The sequence below is a fragment of the Streptomyces sp. NPDC048659 genome (assembly GCF_040650575.1).
Taxonomy (GTDB): domain Bacteria; phylum Actinomycetota; class Actinomycetes; order Streptomycetales; family Streptomycetaceae; genus Streptomyces.
Map to the genome: position 1 here is coordinate 145,386 of NZ_JBEZHM010000003.1, position 17,738 is coordinate 163,123.

16 protein-coding genes are annotated in these 17,738 nt (G+C 73.5%); 12 read left to right on the forward strand and 4 right to left on the reverse strand.

Going from position 1 to position 17,738, the window contains the following annotated elements:
- The first annotated feature begins 14 nt into the window (after positions 1 to 14).
- From AB0C99_RS03920 to AB0C99_RS03930, 3 genes are all read left to right on the forward strand, one after another.
- Positions 15 to 467 (forward strand): GNAT family N-acetyltransferase, encoded by a 453-nt coding sequence (locus AB0C99_RS03920; RefSeq protein ID WP_362468876.1) that lies wholly within the window; start codon positions 15 to 17, stop codon positions 465 to 467.
- 69 nt (positions 468 to 536) lie between these two features.
- Complete coding sequence (locus tag AB0C99_RS03925; RefSeq protein WP_362468878.1) at positions 537 to 1,112, forward strand: histidine phosphatase family protein; 576 nt, start codon at positions 537 to 539, stop codon at positions 1,110 to 1,112.
- 191 nt (positions 1,113 to 1,303) lie between these two features.
- Positions 1,304 to 2,482, forward strand: a complete 1,179-nt coding sequence (locus tag AB0C99_RS03930) for a methyltransferase (RefSeq protein WP_362468880.1) — start codon at positions 1,304 to 1,306, stop codon at positions 2,480 to 2,482.
- On the opposite strand, the gene AB0C99_RS03935 is transcribed toward AB0C99_RS03930, so the two are convergent.
- Positions 2,483 to 4,084, reverse strand: coding sequence for an ABC-F family ATP-binding cassette domain-containing protein (locus AB0C99_RS03935; protein ID WP_362468882.1), 1,602 nt, complete (start codon positions 4,082 to 4,084; stop codon positions 2,483 to 2,485). It lies immediately after the preceding gene.
- Between the two features lie 387 nt (positions 4,085 to 4,471).
- Between AB0C99_RS03935 and AB0C99_RS03940 the strand changes: the two genes are divergently transcribed.
- The 8 genes from AB0C99_RS03940 (at position 4,472) to AB0C99_RS03975 (ending at position 12,787) form a co-directional block, all read left to right on the forward strand.
- A complete protein-coding gene (locus AB0C99_RS03940) occupies positions 4,472 to 4,921 on the forward strand; it encodes a helix-turn-helix transcriptional regulator (protein WP_362468884.1) in 450 nt (149 codons plus the stop codon).
- A gap of 9 nt (positions 4,922 to 4,930) precedes the next feature.
- Positions 4,931 to 5,350, forward strand: coding sequence for a VOC family protein (locus AB0C99_RS03945; protein WP_362468886.1), 420 nt, complete (start codon positions 4,931 to 4,933; stop codon positions 5,348 to 5,350).
- A 52-nt stretch (positions 5,351 to 5,402) separates the two neighbouring features.
- Positions 5,403 to 7,769, forward strand: a complete 2,367-nt coding sequence (locus tag AB0C99_RS03950; protein ID WP_362468887.1) for an excinuclease ABC subunit UvrA — start codon at positions 5,403 to 5,405, stop codon at positions 7,767 to 7,769.
- Between the two features lie 145 nt (positions 7,770 to 7,914).
- Complete coding sequence (argC, locus tag AB0C99_RS03955; RefSeq protein ID WP_362468889.1) at positions 7,915 to 8,943, forward strand: N-acetyl-gamma-glutamyl-phosphate reductase; 1,029 nt, start codon at positions 7,915 to 7,917, stop codon at positions 8,941 to 8,943.
- On the forward strand, positions 8,940 to 10,091 hold the full coding sequence (gene argJ, locus AB0C99_RS03960) for a bifunctional glutamate N-acetyltransferase/amino-acid acetyltransferase ArgJ (protein ID WP_362468891.1): 1,152 nt from the start codon (positions 8,940 to 8,942) through the stop codon (positions 10,089 to 10,091). Before argC ends, argJ begins: the two co-directional genes overlap by 4 nt.
- On the forward strand, positions 10,088 to 11,011 hold the full coding sequence (gene argB / locus AB0C99_RS03965; RefSeq protein WP_362468893.1) for an acetylglutamate kinase: 924 nt from the start codon (positions 10,088 to 10,090) through the stop codon (positions 11,009 to 11,011). The genes argJ and argB overlap by 4 nt, the downstream gene beginning before the upstream one ends.
- A complete protein-coding gene (locus tag AB0C99_RS03970) occupies positions 11,008 to 12,216 on the forward strand; it encodes an acetylornithine transaminase (protein ID WP_362468895.1) in 1,209 nt (402 codons plus the stop codon). Before argB ends, AB0C99_RS03970 begins: the two co-directional genes overlap by 4 nt.
- A gap of 7 nt (positions 12,217 to 12,223) precedes the next feature.
- Complete coding sequence (locus AB0C99_RS03975; protein WP_362468897.1) at positions 12,224 to 12,787, forward strand: arginine repressor; 564 nt, start codon at positions 12,224 to 12,226, stop codon at positions 12,785 to 12,787.
- Positions 12,788 to 12,797: 10 nt separating this feature from the next.
- On the opposite strand, the gene AB0C99_RS03980 is transcribed toward AB0C99_RS03975, so the two are convergent.
- The 3 genes from AB0C99_RS03980 to AB0C99_RS03990 are packed head-to-tail and all read right to left on the reverse strand — an operon-like array spanning position 12,798 to position 16,099.
- On the reverse strand, positions 12,798 to 13,487 hold the full coding sequence (locus tag AB0C99_RS03980) for a L,D-transpeptidase family protein (RefSeq protein WP_362468899.1): 690 nt from the start codon (positions 13,485 to 13,487) through the stop codon (positions 12,798 to 12,800).
- A 37-nt stretch (positions 13,488 to 13,524) separates the two neighbouring features.
- The gene (locus AB0C99_RS03985) at positions 13,525 to 14,130 is read right to left on the reverse strand and encodes a pyridoxamine 5'-phosphate oxidase family protein (protein WP_362468901.1); all 606 of its coding nucleotides are present in this window, start codon (positions 14,128 to 14,130) and stop codon (positions 13,525 to 13,527) included.
- A gap of 43 nt (positions 14,131 to 14,173) precedes the next feature.
- The gene (locus AB0C99_RS03990; RefSeq protein WP_362468902.1) at positions 14,174 to 16,099 is read right to left on the reverse strand and encodes a hypothetical protein; all 1,926 of its coding nucleotides are present in this window, start codon (positions 16,097 to 16,099) and stop codon (positions 14,174 to 14,176) included.
- Positions 16,100 to 16,234: 135 nt separating this feature from the next.
- Between AB0C99_RS03990 and argH the strand changes: the two genes are divergently transcribed.
- Positions 16,235 to 17,662 (forward strand): argininosuccinate lyase, encoded by a 1,428-nt coding sequence (gene argH, locus AB0C99_RS03995; protein WP_362468904.1) that lies wholly within the window; start codon positions 16,235 to 16,237, stop codon positions 17,660 to 17,662.
- Positions 17,663 to 17,738 lie beyond the last annotated feature (76 nt).

Genomic DNA, 17,738 nt, shown 5'->3' on the forward strand with positions numbered 1-17,738 from the left:
GCCAGCCTTCGCCCATGACCGACACCAGCACCGCGGAAGGCGCCGTCATGCACGGGGCGTACGAGATCTCAGCCGACCCCGCCCGCATCGACGCCGCCCGCGTCCACCACTGGCTCTCCACCGACGCGTACTGGGCCCTCGGCCGACCTCGGGAGAAGCAGGACCGGGCCATCGCCGGCTCCCTCAACTACGGCGCCTACCACCGGGACACGGGCGAGATGGGCGCCTACGCCCGCGTCGTCACCGACTACGCCACCTTCGCCTGGCTCTGCGACGTCTACGTCGACCCCGGCGCCCGCGGCACCGGGCTCGGCACCGGACTCGTCACCGCCGTCCGCGACGACCTGGAACAGTACGGACTCCGCCGGATCATGCTCGCCACCGCCGACGCGCACGGCGTCTACGAGAAGGTCGGTTTCACGCCACTGCAGAATCCGGACAAGTGGATGGCACTCGGGCAGCAGTGAACCCACGGCCGTCCCCGACTCCCAAATGAACCCTTGACCCGCGCGGCCCCCGGCCTCACGATCGCCGCCATGGGTCTTCGGGTCACGCTCGTCGCGGCGGCACGCAGCTCCTCCCTGCTCGCCGAACGCTTCGACGACGACCGGCCGCTCGACGAGGCCGGCTGGTACGAGGTGCAGCTCGCCGCGCCCCGGCTGATTCCGCTCGGCGCGGCCGAGCTGCGCTACTGCTCCCCGACGCCCCGCAGCCGCGCCACCGGCACGGCCCTCGGCTACGCCCCGCTGGTCCAGCCCGCGCTGCGCGACTGCGACATGGGACGGTGGCGGGGGCTCACGCTGGCCGAGGTCGCCGCGCTCGAACCGGGGGCCGTCGACGCGTGGCTGCGCGATCCTCGGTCGGCGCCGCACGGGGGAGAAACGCTTCTCTCCTTCATCACGCGGGTCGGGGGGTGGCTCGACACCCGGCCCGCCGATAGCGGGGCCATCGTCGCCGTCGCCGAGCCCGCGGTCGTGCGGGCCGCCCTCGTCTACGCGCTGAAGGCGCCGCCCGGCACGTACTGGAACGTCGACGTCCGGCCGCTGTCCACCGTCACGCTGACCGGGCGGGCCGGGCTGTGGCATCTGCGGTTGGCCGCCGCTGTCGGGTGACGCGGGGGGTGGGGAGGGGGTCGGGTTCGGGGCTGCATGATTTACGGCGCGGATGCCGTGCTCGTCCCGTACGGGCTCTCGTCCCGCGCCACAAATCACGCCTGACGCCCCGAACCCGACCCCCTCCCCACCCCCCGCTCCCGTCCGTCGTTCGCGGGCCGCGCCGTCCGACCGGCTAGCCTGGGCGCACGATGAACCGTTTGATCACGTCCTGGGGCGACTTCCCCGTCACCCGCTTCCCTTCGGACCCGCGCGACCCCCTGCGCGCCTGGGACGCCGCCGACGAATACCTGCTCGCCCACCTCGCGGAGAGCGGCACCGACCTGTCCGGCACCGTCGCCGTCGTCGGCGACCGCTGGGGTGCCCTCGTCACCGCGCTCGCCGCCGAGGCCGGTGACCTCGTCCAGATCTCCGACTCGTACCTCGGCCGCCGCGCCACCGGGGACAACCTGGACCGCGCCGGTGTGGACCCCGGCGCGGTCCGGCTGCTCACCACCCAGGACCCGCCGCCCGAGCGGATCGACGTGCTGCTCGTCCGCGTCCCCAAGAGCCTCGCGCTCCTGGAGGACCAGCTCCACCGGCTCGCCCCCGCCCTCCACGACGGCACCGTCGTCGTCGGCACGGGCATGGTGAAGGAGATCCACACCTCGACCCTGACGCTCTTCGAGCGGATCCTCGGGCCGACCCGGACCTCCCTCGCGGTGAAGAAGGCCCGGCTCATCCACACCACCCCAGGGGGACACATCACACCGGGGGGACACATCACCCCGGATGGATCCGGGAACCCCTGGCCCTACCGGTACGAGCTCCCCGCCGACGCTCCCGCCGGGCTCGCCGGGCTCGGTGTTGTCAACCAGGCCGGCGTCTTCTGCGCCGACCGGCTCGACATCGGCACCCGCTTCCTGCTGGAGCACCTGCCTCGCGGCCTCGGCGACGCCCGGGTGGTGGACCTCGGCTGCGGCAACGGCGTCGTCGGCCTCGCCGTCGCGCTCGCCGAGCCCGAGGCCCAGCTGCTCTTCACCGACGAGTCGTACCAGGCCGTCGCCTCGGCGGAGGAGAACTTCCGCACCCACGCCGGGCCCGCGCGCAAGGCCGAGTTCGCCGTCGGCGACGGGCTGGCGGACACCGAGCCCGGGTCCGTGGACCTGGTGCTCAACAACCCGCCGTTCCACAGCCACCAGGCCACCACGGACCGCACCGCCCGCCGCATGTTCGCCGAGGCCCGCCGGGCCCTGCGGCCCGGCGGGGAGCTGTGGGTGGTCGGCAACCGGCACCTCGGCTACCACACCACCCTGCGCCGCATCTTCGGCAACAGCGAACTCGTCGCCGGCAACCCGAAGTTCGTGGTGCTCCGGGCCGTCAAGCGCTGATCACGCCAGGGCCACCAGGTCCCGGTACTCCTCGTGCCACAGGTCCTCGTGCGCGTCCGGCAGCAGCAGCACCCGCTCCGGGCGCAGCGCGTCGATCGCGCCCACGTCGTGCGTGACCATCACGATCGCGCCCGGGTACGTGCCGACGGCGGCCAGCACCTCGTCCCGGGAAGCCGGGTCGAGGTTGTTGGTCGGCTCGTCGAGCAGCAGGACGTTCGCGCCCGAGTGGACCAGCCCGGCCAGCGCGAGCCGGGTCTTCTCGCCGCCCGAGAGGACCCCGGCGGGCTTGTCGGCGTCGTCGCCCCGGAACAGGAACGCCCCCAGCACCCGCCGCACCTCGCCGTCCGTGAGGTGCGGGGCCGCCGCCGAGAGGTTCTCGCGCACGGTACGGGCCGGGTCGAGCGTCTCGTGCTCCTGCGCGAAGTAGCCGAGCCGCAGCCCGTGCCCATGCACCACCCGGCCCGCGTCCGGCGCCTCCGCGCCCGCGAGCAGGCGCAGCAGCGTCGTCTTCCCGGCCCCGTTGAGGCCCAGCACCACCAGCCGCGAACCCCGGTCCAGCGCGAGGTCCACCCCGTCGAGGACCGGGCGCCCGCCCCCGTACCCCTTCGTCAGCGACACCGCGCCCAGGGGCGTCCGGCCGCAGGGCGCGGGCTCGGGCAGCCGGATCCGGGCGACCCGCTCGGCGCGCCGCACCTCCTCCAGGCCGTCCAGCATCCGGTCGGCACGGCGCGCCATGCTGCGGGCGGTGACGGCCGTCGCCGAGCGGGCCTTCATCCGGTCGGCCTGGGCGTGCAGGGCCGCGGCCTTCCGCTCGGCGTTGGCGCGCTCGCGGGTCCGCCGCCGCTCGTCGGCGTCCCGCTGGGCGAGGTAGCCCGCCCAGCCGGTGTTGTGGATGTCGACCGTCATCCGCTGCGGGTCCAGGTGGAAGACCCGGTTGACGGTGGCGGCGATCAGGTCCAGGTCGTGGCTGATGAGGACCAGCCCGCCCTGGTGCGCGGAGAGGAAGCCGCGCAGCCAGCCGACCGAGTCGGCGTCGAGGTGGTTGGTGGGCTCGTCGAGGAGCAGGGTGCCCTCGCGGCCGTGTCCGGCGAAGAGGATGCGGGCGAGCTCGACCCGGCGTTTCTGCCCGCCGGACAGCGTGCCGACGGCCCGGCCCATCAGCTCGGCGGGCAGCCCGACACCGGCGGCGACGCGGGCGGCCTCGGCCTCCGCCGCGTAACCGCCGCACGCCTCGAAGGCGGCCTCGGCCCGCGCGTACACGTCCATCGCCCGCGTGTCGGCCCGCTCGCCGAGCCGTTCGGCGGCGGCCCGCAGCCGGCGGACGGCCTCGTCCATGCCGCGCGCGGACAGGATCCGGTCGGTGACGGAGACGGCGGGGTCGGCGGCGCGGGAGTCCTGGGCCAGATAGCCGAGGGCCCCGGTCCGCAGCACGCTGCCGGCGGCGGGGGCGCGCAGCCCGGCGAGGGTGTCGAGGAGGGTGGTCTTCCCGGCCCCGTTGCGGCCGACGAGGCCGATCCGGTCGCCGGGAGCGATGTGGAAGGAGATGTCGGACAGGAGGAGACGGGCGCCGACGCGCACGTCGGCACCACGAAGGGTGATCATGGGGAAACGCTCCGAACAAGCTGAAGGACACACGGGTGGCGTGGAAGCGGGTCCTGGAGCTAGGAAATTCGGGGCGTAGACATGAACCCGAGGGTACGGGAGCCACCGGGACCGCCGCACCCGGATTACCGACCCGGGCAGCCCGGCAGGGAGGGTCAGCCGACCGACGACGGGAGCGGGGGGTGGGGAGGGGGTGGGGTTCGGGGCGTCAAGCGTGATTTGTGGCGCGGGACAAGGACCCGCGCCCCACGAGCAACGGCATCCGCGCCGTAAATCATGCAGTCCCGAACCCCACCCCCTCCCCACCCCCCGCGCACAGACCACCGCCCGATACCCCACCGCCCGATACCCCACCCCACCCCGCCCCCCCGTGGGATGCTGAGGAACATGAACCTGGAAGACCTGGCCCGCCTGCGCCGCGCCAAGGACGCCATGGACCGGGACTACGCGGAGCCGCTGGACGTCCCGGCACTGGCGAGGGTCGCGCTGATGTCTGCCGGGCACTTCTCGCGCAGTTTTCGCGCCGCGTACGGGGAGACCCCGTACAACTACCTCATGACCCGCCGCGTCGAGCGGGCGAAGGCGCTGCTGCGCCGGGGCGACCTGAGCGTGACGGAGGTCTGCTTCGCGGTGGGCTGTACGTCGCTGGGCTCGTTCAGCTCGCGTTTCACGGAGCTGGTGGGGGAGACCCCGAGCGCCTACCGGGCGAGGAGCCACGAGGCGGGCGCGCCGATCCCGGCGTGCGTGGCGAAGGTGGTGACCCGCCCGCTGAAGAACCGCCGGCCGCCGGGGGAAGCGGTCAGGATCGGAGAAGCGGAATCCTCCGCGCCCTCGTAGGTTCGGAGCATGAACAGCATCAGCCTTTCCCAGTGTTTCATCGCCGTCGACGACCACGACAAGGCGCTCGCGTTCTACCGTGACGTGCTCGGTCTGGAGGTCCGCAACGACGTGGGTTTCGAGGGGATGCGGTGGGTGACCGTCGGCTCCCCGGACCAGCCGGACGTGGAGATCGTCCTGGAGCCGCCGCTCGCCGACCCGAACGCCCCGGAGGCCGACCGCAGGGTCATGTCCGAGCTGCTCGCGAAGGGGCTGCTGCGGGGCGTGATCTTCTCGACGGACGACGTGGACGCGACGTTCGAGCGGATCCGGGAGGCCGGCGGCGAAGTCCTCCAGGAGCCGGTCGATCAGCCGTACGGTGTACGGGACTGCGCCTTCCGTGACCCGGCCGGCAACATGCTCCGGTTCACCCAGCCGCGAAAGCGGTAGCGCGCGGTCGCCCGTCCGCCAGTCCGCCAGAGTTCCGAGGAGAGACGAGACGATGAGCAAGGCCAGCGTGCCGCACGCCGCCGACAGCCATGAGGTGATCCGCGTGCTGGGGGCGCGCGAGAACAACCTCAAGGATGTCAGCATCGAGATCCCGAAGCGCCGCCTCACCGTGTTCACGGGGGTGTCCGGTTCGGGCAAGAGCTCGCTGGTGTTCGACACGATCGCGGCGGAGTCGCAGCGGCTGATCAACGAGACGTACAGCGCGTTCGTGCAGGGTTTCATGCCGACGCTGGCGCGCCCCGAGGTGGACGTGCTGGACGGGCTGACGACGGCGATCACGGTGGACCAGCAGCGGATGGGCGCGGATCCGCGGTCGACGGTGGGTACGGCGACGGACGCGAACGCGATGCTGCGGATCCTGTTCAGCCGGCTCGGCAAGCCGCACATCGGCCCGCCGGGGGCGTACGCGTTCAACGTGCCGTCGGTGCGGGCGAGCGGCGCGATCACGGTGGAGCGCGGCGACAAGAAGACGGTGAAGGCGACGTTCAACCGCACCGGCGGGATGTGCCCGCGCTGCGAGGGGCGGGGGAGCGTCACGGATCTGGATCCGGCGCAGCTGTACGACGAGACGAAGTCGCTGGACGAGGGCGCGCTGACGATCCCGGGGTTCAAGCCGGGCGGCTGGAACTACCGCCTGTACAGCGAGTCCGGGCTGTTCCCGGCGGACAAGCCGATCGGCCGGTTCACGAAGAAGGAGCTGCGGGACTTCCTGCACCACGAGCCGGTCCGGATGAAGATCGCCGGGATCAACATGACGTACGAGGGGCTGATCCCGCGGATCCGGAAGTCGATGCTGTCGAAGGACCGGGAGGGGATGCAGCCGCACATCCGGGAGTTCGTGGACCGGGCGGTGACGTTCACGGCGTGCCCGGAGTGCGAGGGGACGCGGCTGAGCGCGGAGGCGCGCTCGTCGAAGATCAGGCGGGTGAGCATCGCGGACGCCTGCGCGATGCAGATCAGCGATCTGGCGGAGTGGGTGCGGGGCATCGAGGAGCCGTCGGTGGCTCCGCTGCTGGCGGCGTTGCGGCAGACGCTGGACTCGTTCGTGGAGATCGGTCTGGGGTATCTGGCGCTGGACCGCCCGGCGGGCACGCTGTCGGGGGGTGAGGCGCAGCGGGTGAAGATGATCCGGCATCTGGGGTCGTCGCTGACGGATGTGACGTACGTGTTCGACGAGCCGACGACGGGGCTGCACCCGCACGACATCCAGCGGATGAACGATCTTCTGCTGCGGCTGCGGGACAAGGGCAACACGGTGCTGGTGGTCGAGCACAAGCCGGAGGTCGTGGAGATCGCGGACCATGTCGTGGACCTGGGTCCGGGCGCGGGTACGGCGGGCGGCCAGGTGTGTTTCGAGGGTTCGGTCGAGGGGCTGCGGAAGAGCGGCACGGTGACCGGCCGGCACCTGGGGGACCGGGCGGGGCTGAAGGGCGCGGTGCGGGCGCCGTCGGGCGCGCTGCGGATCCGGGGCGCGCGGACGCACAACCTGAAGGGCGTGGACGTGGACGTCCCGCTCGGGGTGCTGGCGGTGGTGACGGGGGTCGCGGGTTCGGGGAAGAGCTCGCTGGTGCACGGTTCGATCCCGGCGTCGGAGGGCGTGGTGTCGGTGGACCAGGCGCCGATCCGGGGTTCGCGGCGGTCGAATCCGGCGACGTACACGGGGCTGCTGGAGCCGATCCGGAAGGCTTTCGCGAAGGCCAACGGGGTGAAGCCGGCGTTGTTCAGCGCCAATTCGGAGGGCGCGTGTCCGACGTGCAACGGCGCCGGGGTCATCTACACCGATCTGGGGATGATGGCGGGGGTGGCGACGACGTGCGAGGACTGCGAGGGGAAGCGGTTCGACGCCTCGGTGCTGGAGTACCGGCTGGCCGGCAAGGACATCAGCGAGGTCCTGGCGATGCCGGTGAGCGAGGCGGAGCGTTTCTTCGGGGCGGGTGAGGCCCGGACCCCGGCGGCGCACCGGATCCTGGAGCGGCTGGCGGACGTGGGTCTGGGCTATCTCACGCTGGGTCAGCCGCTGACGACGCTGTCGGGCGGTGAGCGGCAGCGGCTGAAGCTGGCGACGCACATGGCGGACAAGGGCGGGGTGTACGTGCTGGACGAGCCGACGGCCGGTCTGCATCTGGCGGACGTGGAGCAGCTCCTCGGTCTGCTGGACCGGCTGGTGGACTCGGGGAAGTCGGTGATCGTGGTGGAGCACCACCAGGCGGTGATGGCGCACGCGGACTGGATCATCGATCTGGGTCCGGGGGCGGGTCACGACGGCGGTTCGGTGGTGTTCGAGGGGACGCCGGCGGAGCTGGTGGCGGCGCGTTCGACGCTGACGGGCGAGCACCTGGCGGCGTACGTGGGCGCCTGACCCTCGGCGTACTCGCCGCGTACGGCAGGGAACGGCCGGTCCCGGGGTTCCCGGGGCCGGCCGTTCGCGCGTTCCCACCCCCGGCACCACATTGCATAAAACTGCGACTCTGCGTATAGTCATGCCATCCATGAGGAGGGTTTCGATGACGGTACGAGCAGCGGTCGCCGGTGCGAGCGGATACGCGGGCGGGGAACTCCTGCGCCTGCTCCTCGCCCACCCCGAGGTCGAGATCGGGGCCCTGACCGGCCACTCCAACGCCGGCCAGCGACTCGGCGGCCTCCAGCCGCACCTGCTGCCGCTCGCCGGCCGGGTGCTCGCCGAGACGACCCCCGAGGTCCTCGCCGGCCACGACGTCGTCTTCCTCGCCCTGCCGCACGGACAGTCCGCCGCCGTCGCCGAACAGCTCGGACCGGACACCCTCGTCGTCGACATGGGCGCCGACTTCCGGCTGAAGGACCCGGCCGACTGGGAGGCGTTCTACGGCTCCCCGCACGCCGGGACCTGGCCCTACGGCCTCCCCGAACTGCCGGGTGCCCGCGCCGCGCTGGAGGGGTCCAAGCGCATCGCGGTGCCCGGTTGCTACCCCACCGCCGTCTCGCTCGCGCTCTTCCCCGCGTACGCGAACGGGCTCGCCGAGCCCGAGGCCGTCATCGTCGCCGCCTCCGGCACCTCCGGCGCGGGCAAGGCCGCCAAGCCGCACCTCCTCGGCTCCGAGGTCATGGGCAACATGACCCCGTACGGCGTCGGCGGCGGCCACCGGCACACCCCCGAGATGATCCAGAACCTCAGCGCGCCGGCCGGCGAGCGGGTCACCGTCTCCTTCACCCCCACCCTCGCGCCGATGCCCCGCGGCATCCTCGCCACCTGCTCCGCCACCGCCCGGCCCGGCGTCACCGCCGAGACCCTGCGCGCCGCGTACGAGAAGACCTTCGCCGACGAGCCGTTCGTCCACCTCCTCCCCGAGGGCCAGTGGCCGGCCACCGCGTCCGTCTACGGTTCGAACGCCGTTCAGATCCAGGTCGCCCACGACCCGGCCGCGCACCGGATCATCGTCGTCAGCGCCATCGACAACCTCACCAAGGGCACCGCCGGCGGCGCGGTGCAGAGCATGAACATCGCCCTCGGCTTCCCCGAGGAGACCGGACTTTCCACGATTGGAGTCGCTCCGTGAGCGTCACCGCAGCGCAGGGATTCACGGCCGCGGGCATCGCGGCCGGGATCAAGCAGAACGGCAAGCCGGACCTGGCCCTCGTGGTCAACACCGGGCCGCGCCGCGCCGCCGCGGGTGTGTTCACCTCCAACCGCGTCAAGGCCGCCCCCGTCCTGTGGTCCCAGCAGGTCCTCGCCGACGGCGAACTGACCGCCGTCGTCCTCAACTCCGGCGGCGCCAACGCCTGCACCGGCCCCCAGGGCTTCCAGGACACCCACGCCACCGCCGAGAAGGCCGCCGAGGTCCTCGGCGTCGGCGCGGGCGAGGTCGCCGTCGCCTCCACCGGCCTCATCGGCGTCCTGCTCCCCATGGACAAGCTGCTCCCCGGCGTCGAGAAGGCCGCCGCCGAACTCTCCGCCCACGGCGGCGAGAAGGCCGCCCTCGCCATCAAGACCACCGACACCGTCCACAAGACCGCCGTCGCCGCCCGCGAGGGCTGGACCGTCGGCGGCATGGCCAAGGGCGCCGGCATGCTCGCCCCCGGCCTCGCCACCATGCTCGTCGTCCTCACCACCGACGCCGACGTCGACGCCCCCGGCCTGGACGCGGCCCTGCGCCGCGCCACCCGGCTCACCTTCGACCGGGTCGACTCCGACGGCTGCATGTCCACGAACGACACCGTCCTCCTGCTCGCCTCCGGCGCCGCCGGGACCACCCCCGCCGAGGACGAGTTCGCCGCCGCCGTCCAGGAGGTCTGCGAGGACCTCGCCCGCCAGCTGATCGGCGACGCCGAGGGCGCCAGCAAGGACATCCGCATCGAGGTCGTCAACGCGGCCAGCGAGGACGACGCCGTCGAAGTCGGCCGCTCCATCGCCCGCAACAACCTCCTCAAGTGCGCCATCCACGGCGAGGACCCCAACTGGGGCCGGGTGCTCTCCGCCATCGGCACCACCTCCGCCGCCTTCGAGCCCGACGAGCTCAACGTCGCCATCAACGGCGTCTGGGTGTGCCGCAAGGGCTCCGTCGGCGAGGACCGCGACCTCGTCGACATGCGCTTCCGCGAGGTCGTCATCACCGCCGACCTCGCCGCCGGGTCCGCGTCCGCCGTCATCTGGGCCAACGACCTCACCGCCGACTACGTCCACGAGAACAGCGCGTACTCCTCATGAGCGACGACTCCCAGAACACCGCCCGCAAGCACACCGCGCTGCCCAAGGCGCAGATCCTCATCGAGGCGCTGCCCTGGCTCACCCGCCACCACGGCAAGACCGTCGTCATCAAGTTCGGCGGCAACGCCATGATCGACGACGAGCTCAAGGCCGCCTTCGCCCAGGACGTCGTCTTCCTGCGCCACGCCGGCCTCAAGCCGGTCGTCGTGCACGGCGGCGGCCCCCAGATCAGCGCCGCCCTCGACCGGCACGGCATCGTCAGCGAGTTCAAGGCGGGCCTGCGCGTCACCACCGAGGACGCCATGGACGTCGTACGCATGGTGCTCGCCGGACAGGTCCAGCGCGAACTGGTCAACCTCCTCAACCAGCACGGCCCGCTCGCCGTCGGCCTCACCGGCGAGGACGCCCGCACCCTCACCGCCGTCAAGCACCTGCCCACCGTCGACGGCGAACGGATCGACATCGGCCGGGTCGGCGAGATCACCGCCATCGACACCGGCGCCATCCAGGCCCTCCTGGACGACGGCCGCATCCCGGTCGTCTCCTCCATCGCCCGCTCCCAGGACGACGACCATGTCTACAACGTCAATGCTGATACGGCGGCTGCGGCACTCGCTGCGGCGCTGGGCGCCGAAACGCTGATGGTCCTGACCGACGTCGAGGGCCTCTACGAGGACTGGCCGCACAGCGACGAGGTCATCAGCCGGCTCACCGCCAGCCAGCTGGAGAAGCTGCTGCCCGAGCTCTCCAGCGGGATGGTCCCCAAGATGGAGGGCTGCCTGCACGCCGTACGCAACGGGGTCACCACGGCCCGCGTGATCGACGGCCGGGTCCAGCACTCGATCCTGCTGGAGATCTTCACGGACGAGGGCATCGGCACCATGGTCGTGCCCGACGACACCACGGGGAAGACGTCATGACGCAGCAGAGCAACGCCGCACTGACCGAACGCTGGCAGCAGTCGCTGATGGACAACTACGGCACGCCCCGGCTGCCGCTCGTCCGAGGCGAGGGCGCCCGCGTCTGGGACGCCGACGGCACCGAATACCTCGACTTCGTCGGCGGCATCGCCGTCAACGCCCTCGGCCACGCCCACCCCGCCGTCGTCGAGGCCGTGACCCGGCAGATCTCCGCCCTCGGCCACGTCTCCAACCTCTTCGTCGCCGAACCCCCGGTCGCCCTCGCCGAGCGGCTGCTCCGGCTCTTCGGCCGCCCCGGCAGGGTCTTCTTCTGCAACTCCGGCGCCGAGGCCAACGAAGGCGCCTTCAAGCTGGGCCGCCTCACCGGCCGCCCCCACATGGTCGCCACCTCCGGCGGCTTCCACGGGCGCACCATGGGCTCCCTCGCCCTCACCGGCCAGCCCGGCAAGCAGACCCCGTTCCTGCCGCTGCCCGGCGACGTCACCCATGTGCCGTACGGGGACGCCGAGGCGCTGCGCGCGGCCGTCACCGAGGAGACGGCCTTCGTCATCATCGAGCCGATCCAGGGCGAGAACGGCGTCGTCGTGCCGCCCGCCGGCTATCTGCGGGCGGCCCGCGAGATCACCCGCGCCACCGGCACCCTCCTCGTCCTCGACGAGGTGCAGACCGGCATCGGGCGGACCGGCCAGTGGTTCGAGCACCTGGCCCACGAGGGGGTCGACCCCGACATCGTCACCCTGGCCAAGGGCCTCGGCGGCGGCCTCCCGATCGGCGCGACCGTCGCCTTCGGGCCGGCGGCCGAGCTGTTCACCCCCGGCCACCACGGCACCACCTTCGGCGGCAACCCGGTCGCCTGCGCCGCCGGACTCGCCGTCATCGACACCCTCGCCGCCGACTCGGCGCTCGACGAGGTCAAGCGGCTCGGCGAGAAGCTGAGGGACGGAATCGAGTCCCTGGGCCACCCGCTGGTCTCCCACGTCCGTGGTGCGGGCCTCCTCCTGGGTATCGTGCTCACCGAGCCCCTCGCACCGCAGGTGCAGCAGGCGGCTCAGGACGCCGGCCTCCTGGTGAACGCGCCCGCCCCCGATGTCGTACGGATCATGCCGCCGCTGGTGATCGGCGACGCCGAGGCGGACGCTTTCCTCAAGGCCCTGCCCGGTGTCCTGGGCGTGGTGGTGGACGGAGCAGGACGAACCGGAGAATGAGACGACGATGACCGACGCGCAGGAGAACGTGGCCTGGGGTGCCGCCCAGGCGGACCCTGGGGGAGGGCCGTCCGTTCCGCAGACCCGCACCGCACGCCACCGCAGGATCGTCGACATCCTCAACCGGCAGCCGGTGCGCTCGCAGAGCCAGCTCGCCAAGCTGCTCGCGGACGACGGGCTGAGCGTCACCCAGGCGACGCTCTCCCGCGACCTCGACGAGCTCGGCGCGGTGAAGATCCGCAACACCGGCGGCGAGCTGATCTACGCGGTGCCCAGCGAGGGCGGCTTCCGCACCCCGCAGGCCCCGCTCGGCGAGTCGGCCAAGGAGGAGCGGATGCGGCGCCTCTCCGGGGAGCTGCTGATCTCCGCGGAGGCATCGGCCAACCTGGTGGTGCTGCGCACCCCGCCGGGTGCCGCGCAGTTCCTCGCGTCGGCCATCGACCAGGCCGAGCTCCACGCGATCCTCGGCACGATCGCGGGCGACGACACCCTGCTGCTCATCTCCCGCGACCCGGTCGGCGGCCAGGCCCTCGCCGACCACCTGCTCCGCCTGGCGCAGAAGGACCGCTGAGCGCCCGCGTTCAGTACCCCGTGATCGCCGTCGGCCCGCCCCGCGTGCCGACGGCGATGTGCGGGCGGCGGGCCGGGTCGGCCCAGGCGAGCACCCGGCGCATCGCGTCGGCGGGCACCGAGACGCAGCCGGCCGTCGCCCCGCGCCCGTTGACGTGCAGGAAGATCCCGGCGCCCCGGCCGCGCACCGGCCGGTCGTAGTTGAAGCCGATGACCAGGGCGTGCGCGTACTGCGTCCGGTACTCCACGAGGTGCTCGGCCTCCCCGGCCCGGCAGTCCCGGGGCAGCCCCTCCACCCAGCGGTTGTACGCGCGCGAGGCGTTGTCCTGGCACCACCACGAGCGGTCGGTGACCCGGGCGTAGCGGTACGCGGTCCCGGCCGGCGCCCGCTCGGTGCCGAAGGCGTAGGGCAGCCGGTACAGCCCGGTGGGCGTGGTGTTCGTGCCCTGCCGCCGCGCCGCCCCCTCGGCGAGCCCGTTCGCGCCGAACCGGGCGGGCGCCGATCCCGCCTTCACCCACCGCCCGCCGCGCCGGTCCCACCAGGTCAGGGTGCCGGTGGTGGCGTCGAGACCCGGGGCCTCGGCGGTGATGAGCTGGCTGCCGCCCCCGGTGTCCGCCATCCGCTCGGGCAGGGCGGGCGGCGGTACCGGGGGCGTGGCCAGTCCGGCGAGGACCGCGCCGAGGACGAGGAGGGTGCGCATGGCGCGACGCTAGGCGCCGGGCCCGCGCCCCGCCACGCTACGGGGCCGACCGGGGGAGCGGCGGCAGCGGGAGCGGCAGCGCGGGCAGCCCGTCGAGGCTGGTGGCGATGTGCTCCTTGCCCTCGCAGTACGCGTTGAACTCGGCGTCCGTCTTGCGGTTGAAGTACTCGGCGTGCAGCCCCCGGTCCTCCTGGTACTCCATCAGCGGGACGGCGAAGCCGCAGGCGTCGCTGACCCGGCGGGCGTGCACGACGACGATGGCCCGCGCGCTGCCCTGCCCCTCGACGGCCTCGGCGGGGAAGCGGGCGAACAGTTCGCCCCAGCGCGGGTCGTCGCGGAGCACGACCTCGCCGCCGCCGTGCACCCGCACCACGGTCGGCGGCCCGGAGAACGCCGTCCACATGAGCGTGATCCGCCCGTTGCCGGGCTCCCGCAGGTGCGCCACGACCTCGGCGCTGCTGCCGCCGAAGTCGACGTAGGCCAGGGTCAGTTCGTCGAGGACGACGAGGGTGCCCCGGCGCCCCTTGGGCGAGAGATTGACGTGACCGTCGCCGTCGAGGGGCGCGGTCGCCACGAAGAAGACGGGCTGGTTCTCGATGAAGGTCCGAAGCCGTCCGTCGATACGTTCGTATGTTTTCCCCATGGGGTCATTCTCCGCCGGGGGAGGCCCGCCGTGACGGCCCGTCTCAGCAGGAGGCCGGCCCCGAGTGCGCCGCGCACGCGCCGCCGGGCGGGGAGTGCCAGGGACGTGCCGCCCGCTTCCGTCGCACCCGCTCGGCCCGCCAGGCGCGGATCCGTTCCGCGTCGGCCTCGGCGAGGGCGCTGATCTCGGCCCCGTGCGGGCCCTCGCGGGCCTCGCGGTCCCACACCACTCGCGTCGCCTGCTCGCGGGCGGCCACGCGCACCTCGCGCTGCGGGTCGTCCCGCAGGCGCAGGGCGTTGAGCAGGACCTCGGGCCCGTAGCGGCCGTCGAGCAGCTCCATGGCGAGGGCCCGTAGCGCGGGCGCCCCGCCGGGGGCCGCGTAAGCGATCAGCCGCGCGGTGGTGACCTCGCGGGCGGCGGCGCGCAGGGCCCCGCGCGCCGCCCGCGCGACCTCCGGCGCCGGGTCGCCGAGGTGCGGCAGCGCCTCGTCCCAGCCGAGCCCGTGGCGGTCCGAGAGGAGCGCCAGCGCCCGGGCGCGCACGCGCGCGTGCGGGTGGCCGAGCAGTCCGCGCAGGGCCGCGGGGTCGTCGCGCAGCGCGCCGAGCACGACCGCTCCGACGCGGGGGTCGGGGTCGTCGGCGTGGGGCGGGAGCGCGGTGTCGTCGAGGGCGCCCAGCATCCTCAGTCCGCCGAGCGCCCGGGCGCGTACGGCCCCGTCGGGGTGCCGGACGAGGGTCCGGAGCAGCGGGGCGTCCTCCGGCCGGCGCTCCTCGGCGAGCCCGCTGACCGCGGCGGGGGTGACGGTCGCGGGGTCGGAGCAGAGTGCGCGGAGGCGGGCGCCCGGGTCGCCGCCGGCCTCCCGGACGCCGAGGCGGGCGAGCCCGCGGATCCGGGACGAGGGGTCGGCCAGGTGGGGTACGAGGTCGTCGGCCCGTCCGGCGGCCCGCAGGCGCTCGACGGCGGAGCCCCGTACGACGCCGTCGAAGGCGTCCGGCAGGGAGTCGAGGGCCGTCCCGGCGCCGGGCAGTCCGGGCAGCACGCGCGCGGCGAGCCGCCGGACCCGCCGGTCGCGGTGGCGGAGGGCGAGGGCGGCCAGGTCGTCGGCGGAGAGCAGCCCGGCGCCGAGGGCGTGCCGGAGCGCCACGACCCGGAACTCCGCGCCCTCGCACGCGTCCAGGAGCCCGAGGAAGCGCCGGAGCGTGACCGCGTCCCGCCGGCCCGCGAGGGCGCAGCGGAGCGCCTCGATCCGCTGGGCGGGCTCGCGCTCGGTGAGGGCCATGCCGAACAGGGCCTCCTGGTCCAGGACGCCGCTCTCCGCGCCGGCCCGGATCCCGGCCCGCCGGGCGGTCCGCCGGTCCGGGCCCTCGCCGGCCAGCAGTTCCCGCACCGCGTCCGCCTGGCCGTCGCCGGTCCGGGCGAGGACGAGGTCCCGCGCCCAGGGGCCGTGCCGCCGCAGGGCGAGGCGCAGGGCGAGCGCGGTGAGGGACCGTACGGAGGCGTCGTCGGCGGTGTCGAGGGCCGGTGCGAACGCGGCGCGGGCGCGCTCCCGGACCGGGTCCTCGCTGTCCGCGCAGCGCAGGAGCAGCAGCGGCAGCGGCGCGGCGGGCCCGGCCTCGTCCAGGGCGGCGGCCCGGACCCGGGGGTCGGCGTGGCACAGGCCCAGGGCGAGCTCGGACGGGGTCGGCGGGCGTCCCCAGTCCGGGGCTCCGGCCTCCTCGTCCCAGTAGGGGGCGGTGTCCCAGTCCGCGACCTCGCGGCTGTCGAACCAGTGGGCGCCGAGCCGGAACCTCGACGAGCTCCGCCATCCGCCGACGCGGGGCCAGGTGCCGGCGTGGACGTCGGAGTCGAGCTCCACCCAGTCGGCGGCGCGGCCGGCGCCCACCGCCGAGGCCGTGCCCTTGCCGTGCAGCAGGCGTTCTCCCCGGCGGAGGTGCCGCGTGGAGCACAGGAGCGGTCTCGGGTGTGTCATGCGGCGGACTGTATCCGTGTGCGCACCGCGGTGACCTGGGATTTTCCCCGGTGGACCACGAGTCGATTGACGAAACATGCGGACGTCTGCATACTCATGCAAGAGGTCGGTCATCAAGGCGAGGAGCAACCAGAAGTGAGCAGCAACAGCGGTGACGTCCGGCTCTGGGGCGGCCGGTTCGCCGACGGTCCCGCCGAGGCCCTGGCGAAGCTGTCCGCGTCGGTCCACTTCGACTGGCGCCTCGCGCCGTACGACATCGCCGGCTCCCGCGCCCACGCCCGCGTCCTGCACAAGGCCGGGCTGCTGACCGAGGACGAGCTGACCCGGATGCTCGACGGGCTCGACCGGCTCGAAGCCGACGTCGCCGACGGCTCCTTCGTCGGGACCGTCGCCGACGAGGACGTGCACACCGCCCTGGAGCGCGGCCTGCTGGAGCGCCTCGGCGCCGAGCTCGGCGGCAAGCTGCGCGCCGGCCGCTCCCGGAACGACCAGGTCGCCACCCTCTTCCGGATGTACCTGCGGGACCACGCCCGGATCATCGGCGGCCTGATCGCCGAGCTCCAGGACGCCCTGGTCGGCCTGGCCGAGGCGCACCCCGACGTCGCCATGCCGGGCCGCACGCACCTCCAGCACGCCCAGCCGGTGCTCTTCGCCCACCACGTCCTCGCCCACGTCCAGTCCCTCTCCCGGGACGCCGAGCGGCTGCGCCAGTGGGACACCCGGACGGCCGTCTCCCCGTACGGCTCCGGCGCCCTGGCCGGCTCCTCGCTCGGGCTCGACCCGCAGGCGGTCGCCAAGGACCTCGGCTTCGAGCGGGGCTCGGTCGGCAACTCCATCGACGGCACCGCCTCGCGGGACTTCGTCGCGGAGTTCGCCTTCATCACGGCGATGATCGGGGTGAACCTCTCCCGGATCGCCGAGGAGATCATCATCTGGAACACGAAGGAGTTCTCCTTCGTGACCCTGCACGACGCCTTCTCCACCGGCTCGTCGATCATGCCGCAGAAGAAGAACCCCGACATCGCCGAGCTCGCCCGGGGCAAGTCCGGCCGCCTCATCGGCAACCTGACCGGCCTGCTCGCCACCCTCAAGGCCCTCCCGCTCGCCTACAACCGCGACCTCCAGGAGGACAAGGAGCCGGTCTTCGACTCCTGCGACCAGCTGGAGGTCCTGCTGCCCGCCTTCACGGGCATGATGGCGACCCTCACGGTCAACCGGGAGCGCATGGAGGAGCTCGCCCCGGCCGGCTTCTCCCTCGCCACCGACATCGCCGAGTGGCTGGTCAAGCAGGGCGTCCCGTTCCGGGTGGCGCACGAGGTGGCCGGCGAGTGCGTGAAGGCCGCCGAGGCGGAGGGCAAGGAGCTCGACGGGCTGACCGACGAGCAGTTCGCCAAGATCTCCGAGCACCTCACCCCCGAGGTCCGCACGGTCCTCAACGTCCCCGGCGCCCTCGCCTCCCGCGACGGCCGGGGCGGCACGGCCCCCTCGGCGGTCGCCGCCCAGCTCGTCGAGGTCAAGGCCGACCTGGTCATCCAGCACGCCTGGGCCGACGCCAAGAAGTAGCCCGCAGGGCACCCGCACCCCGCGGGCACCCGCACCCCGCGGGCACCCGTACCCGCAGGCCCCCGTACCCCGCTCC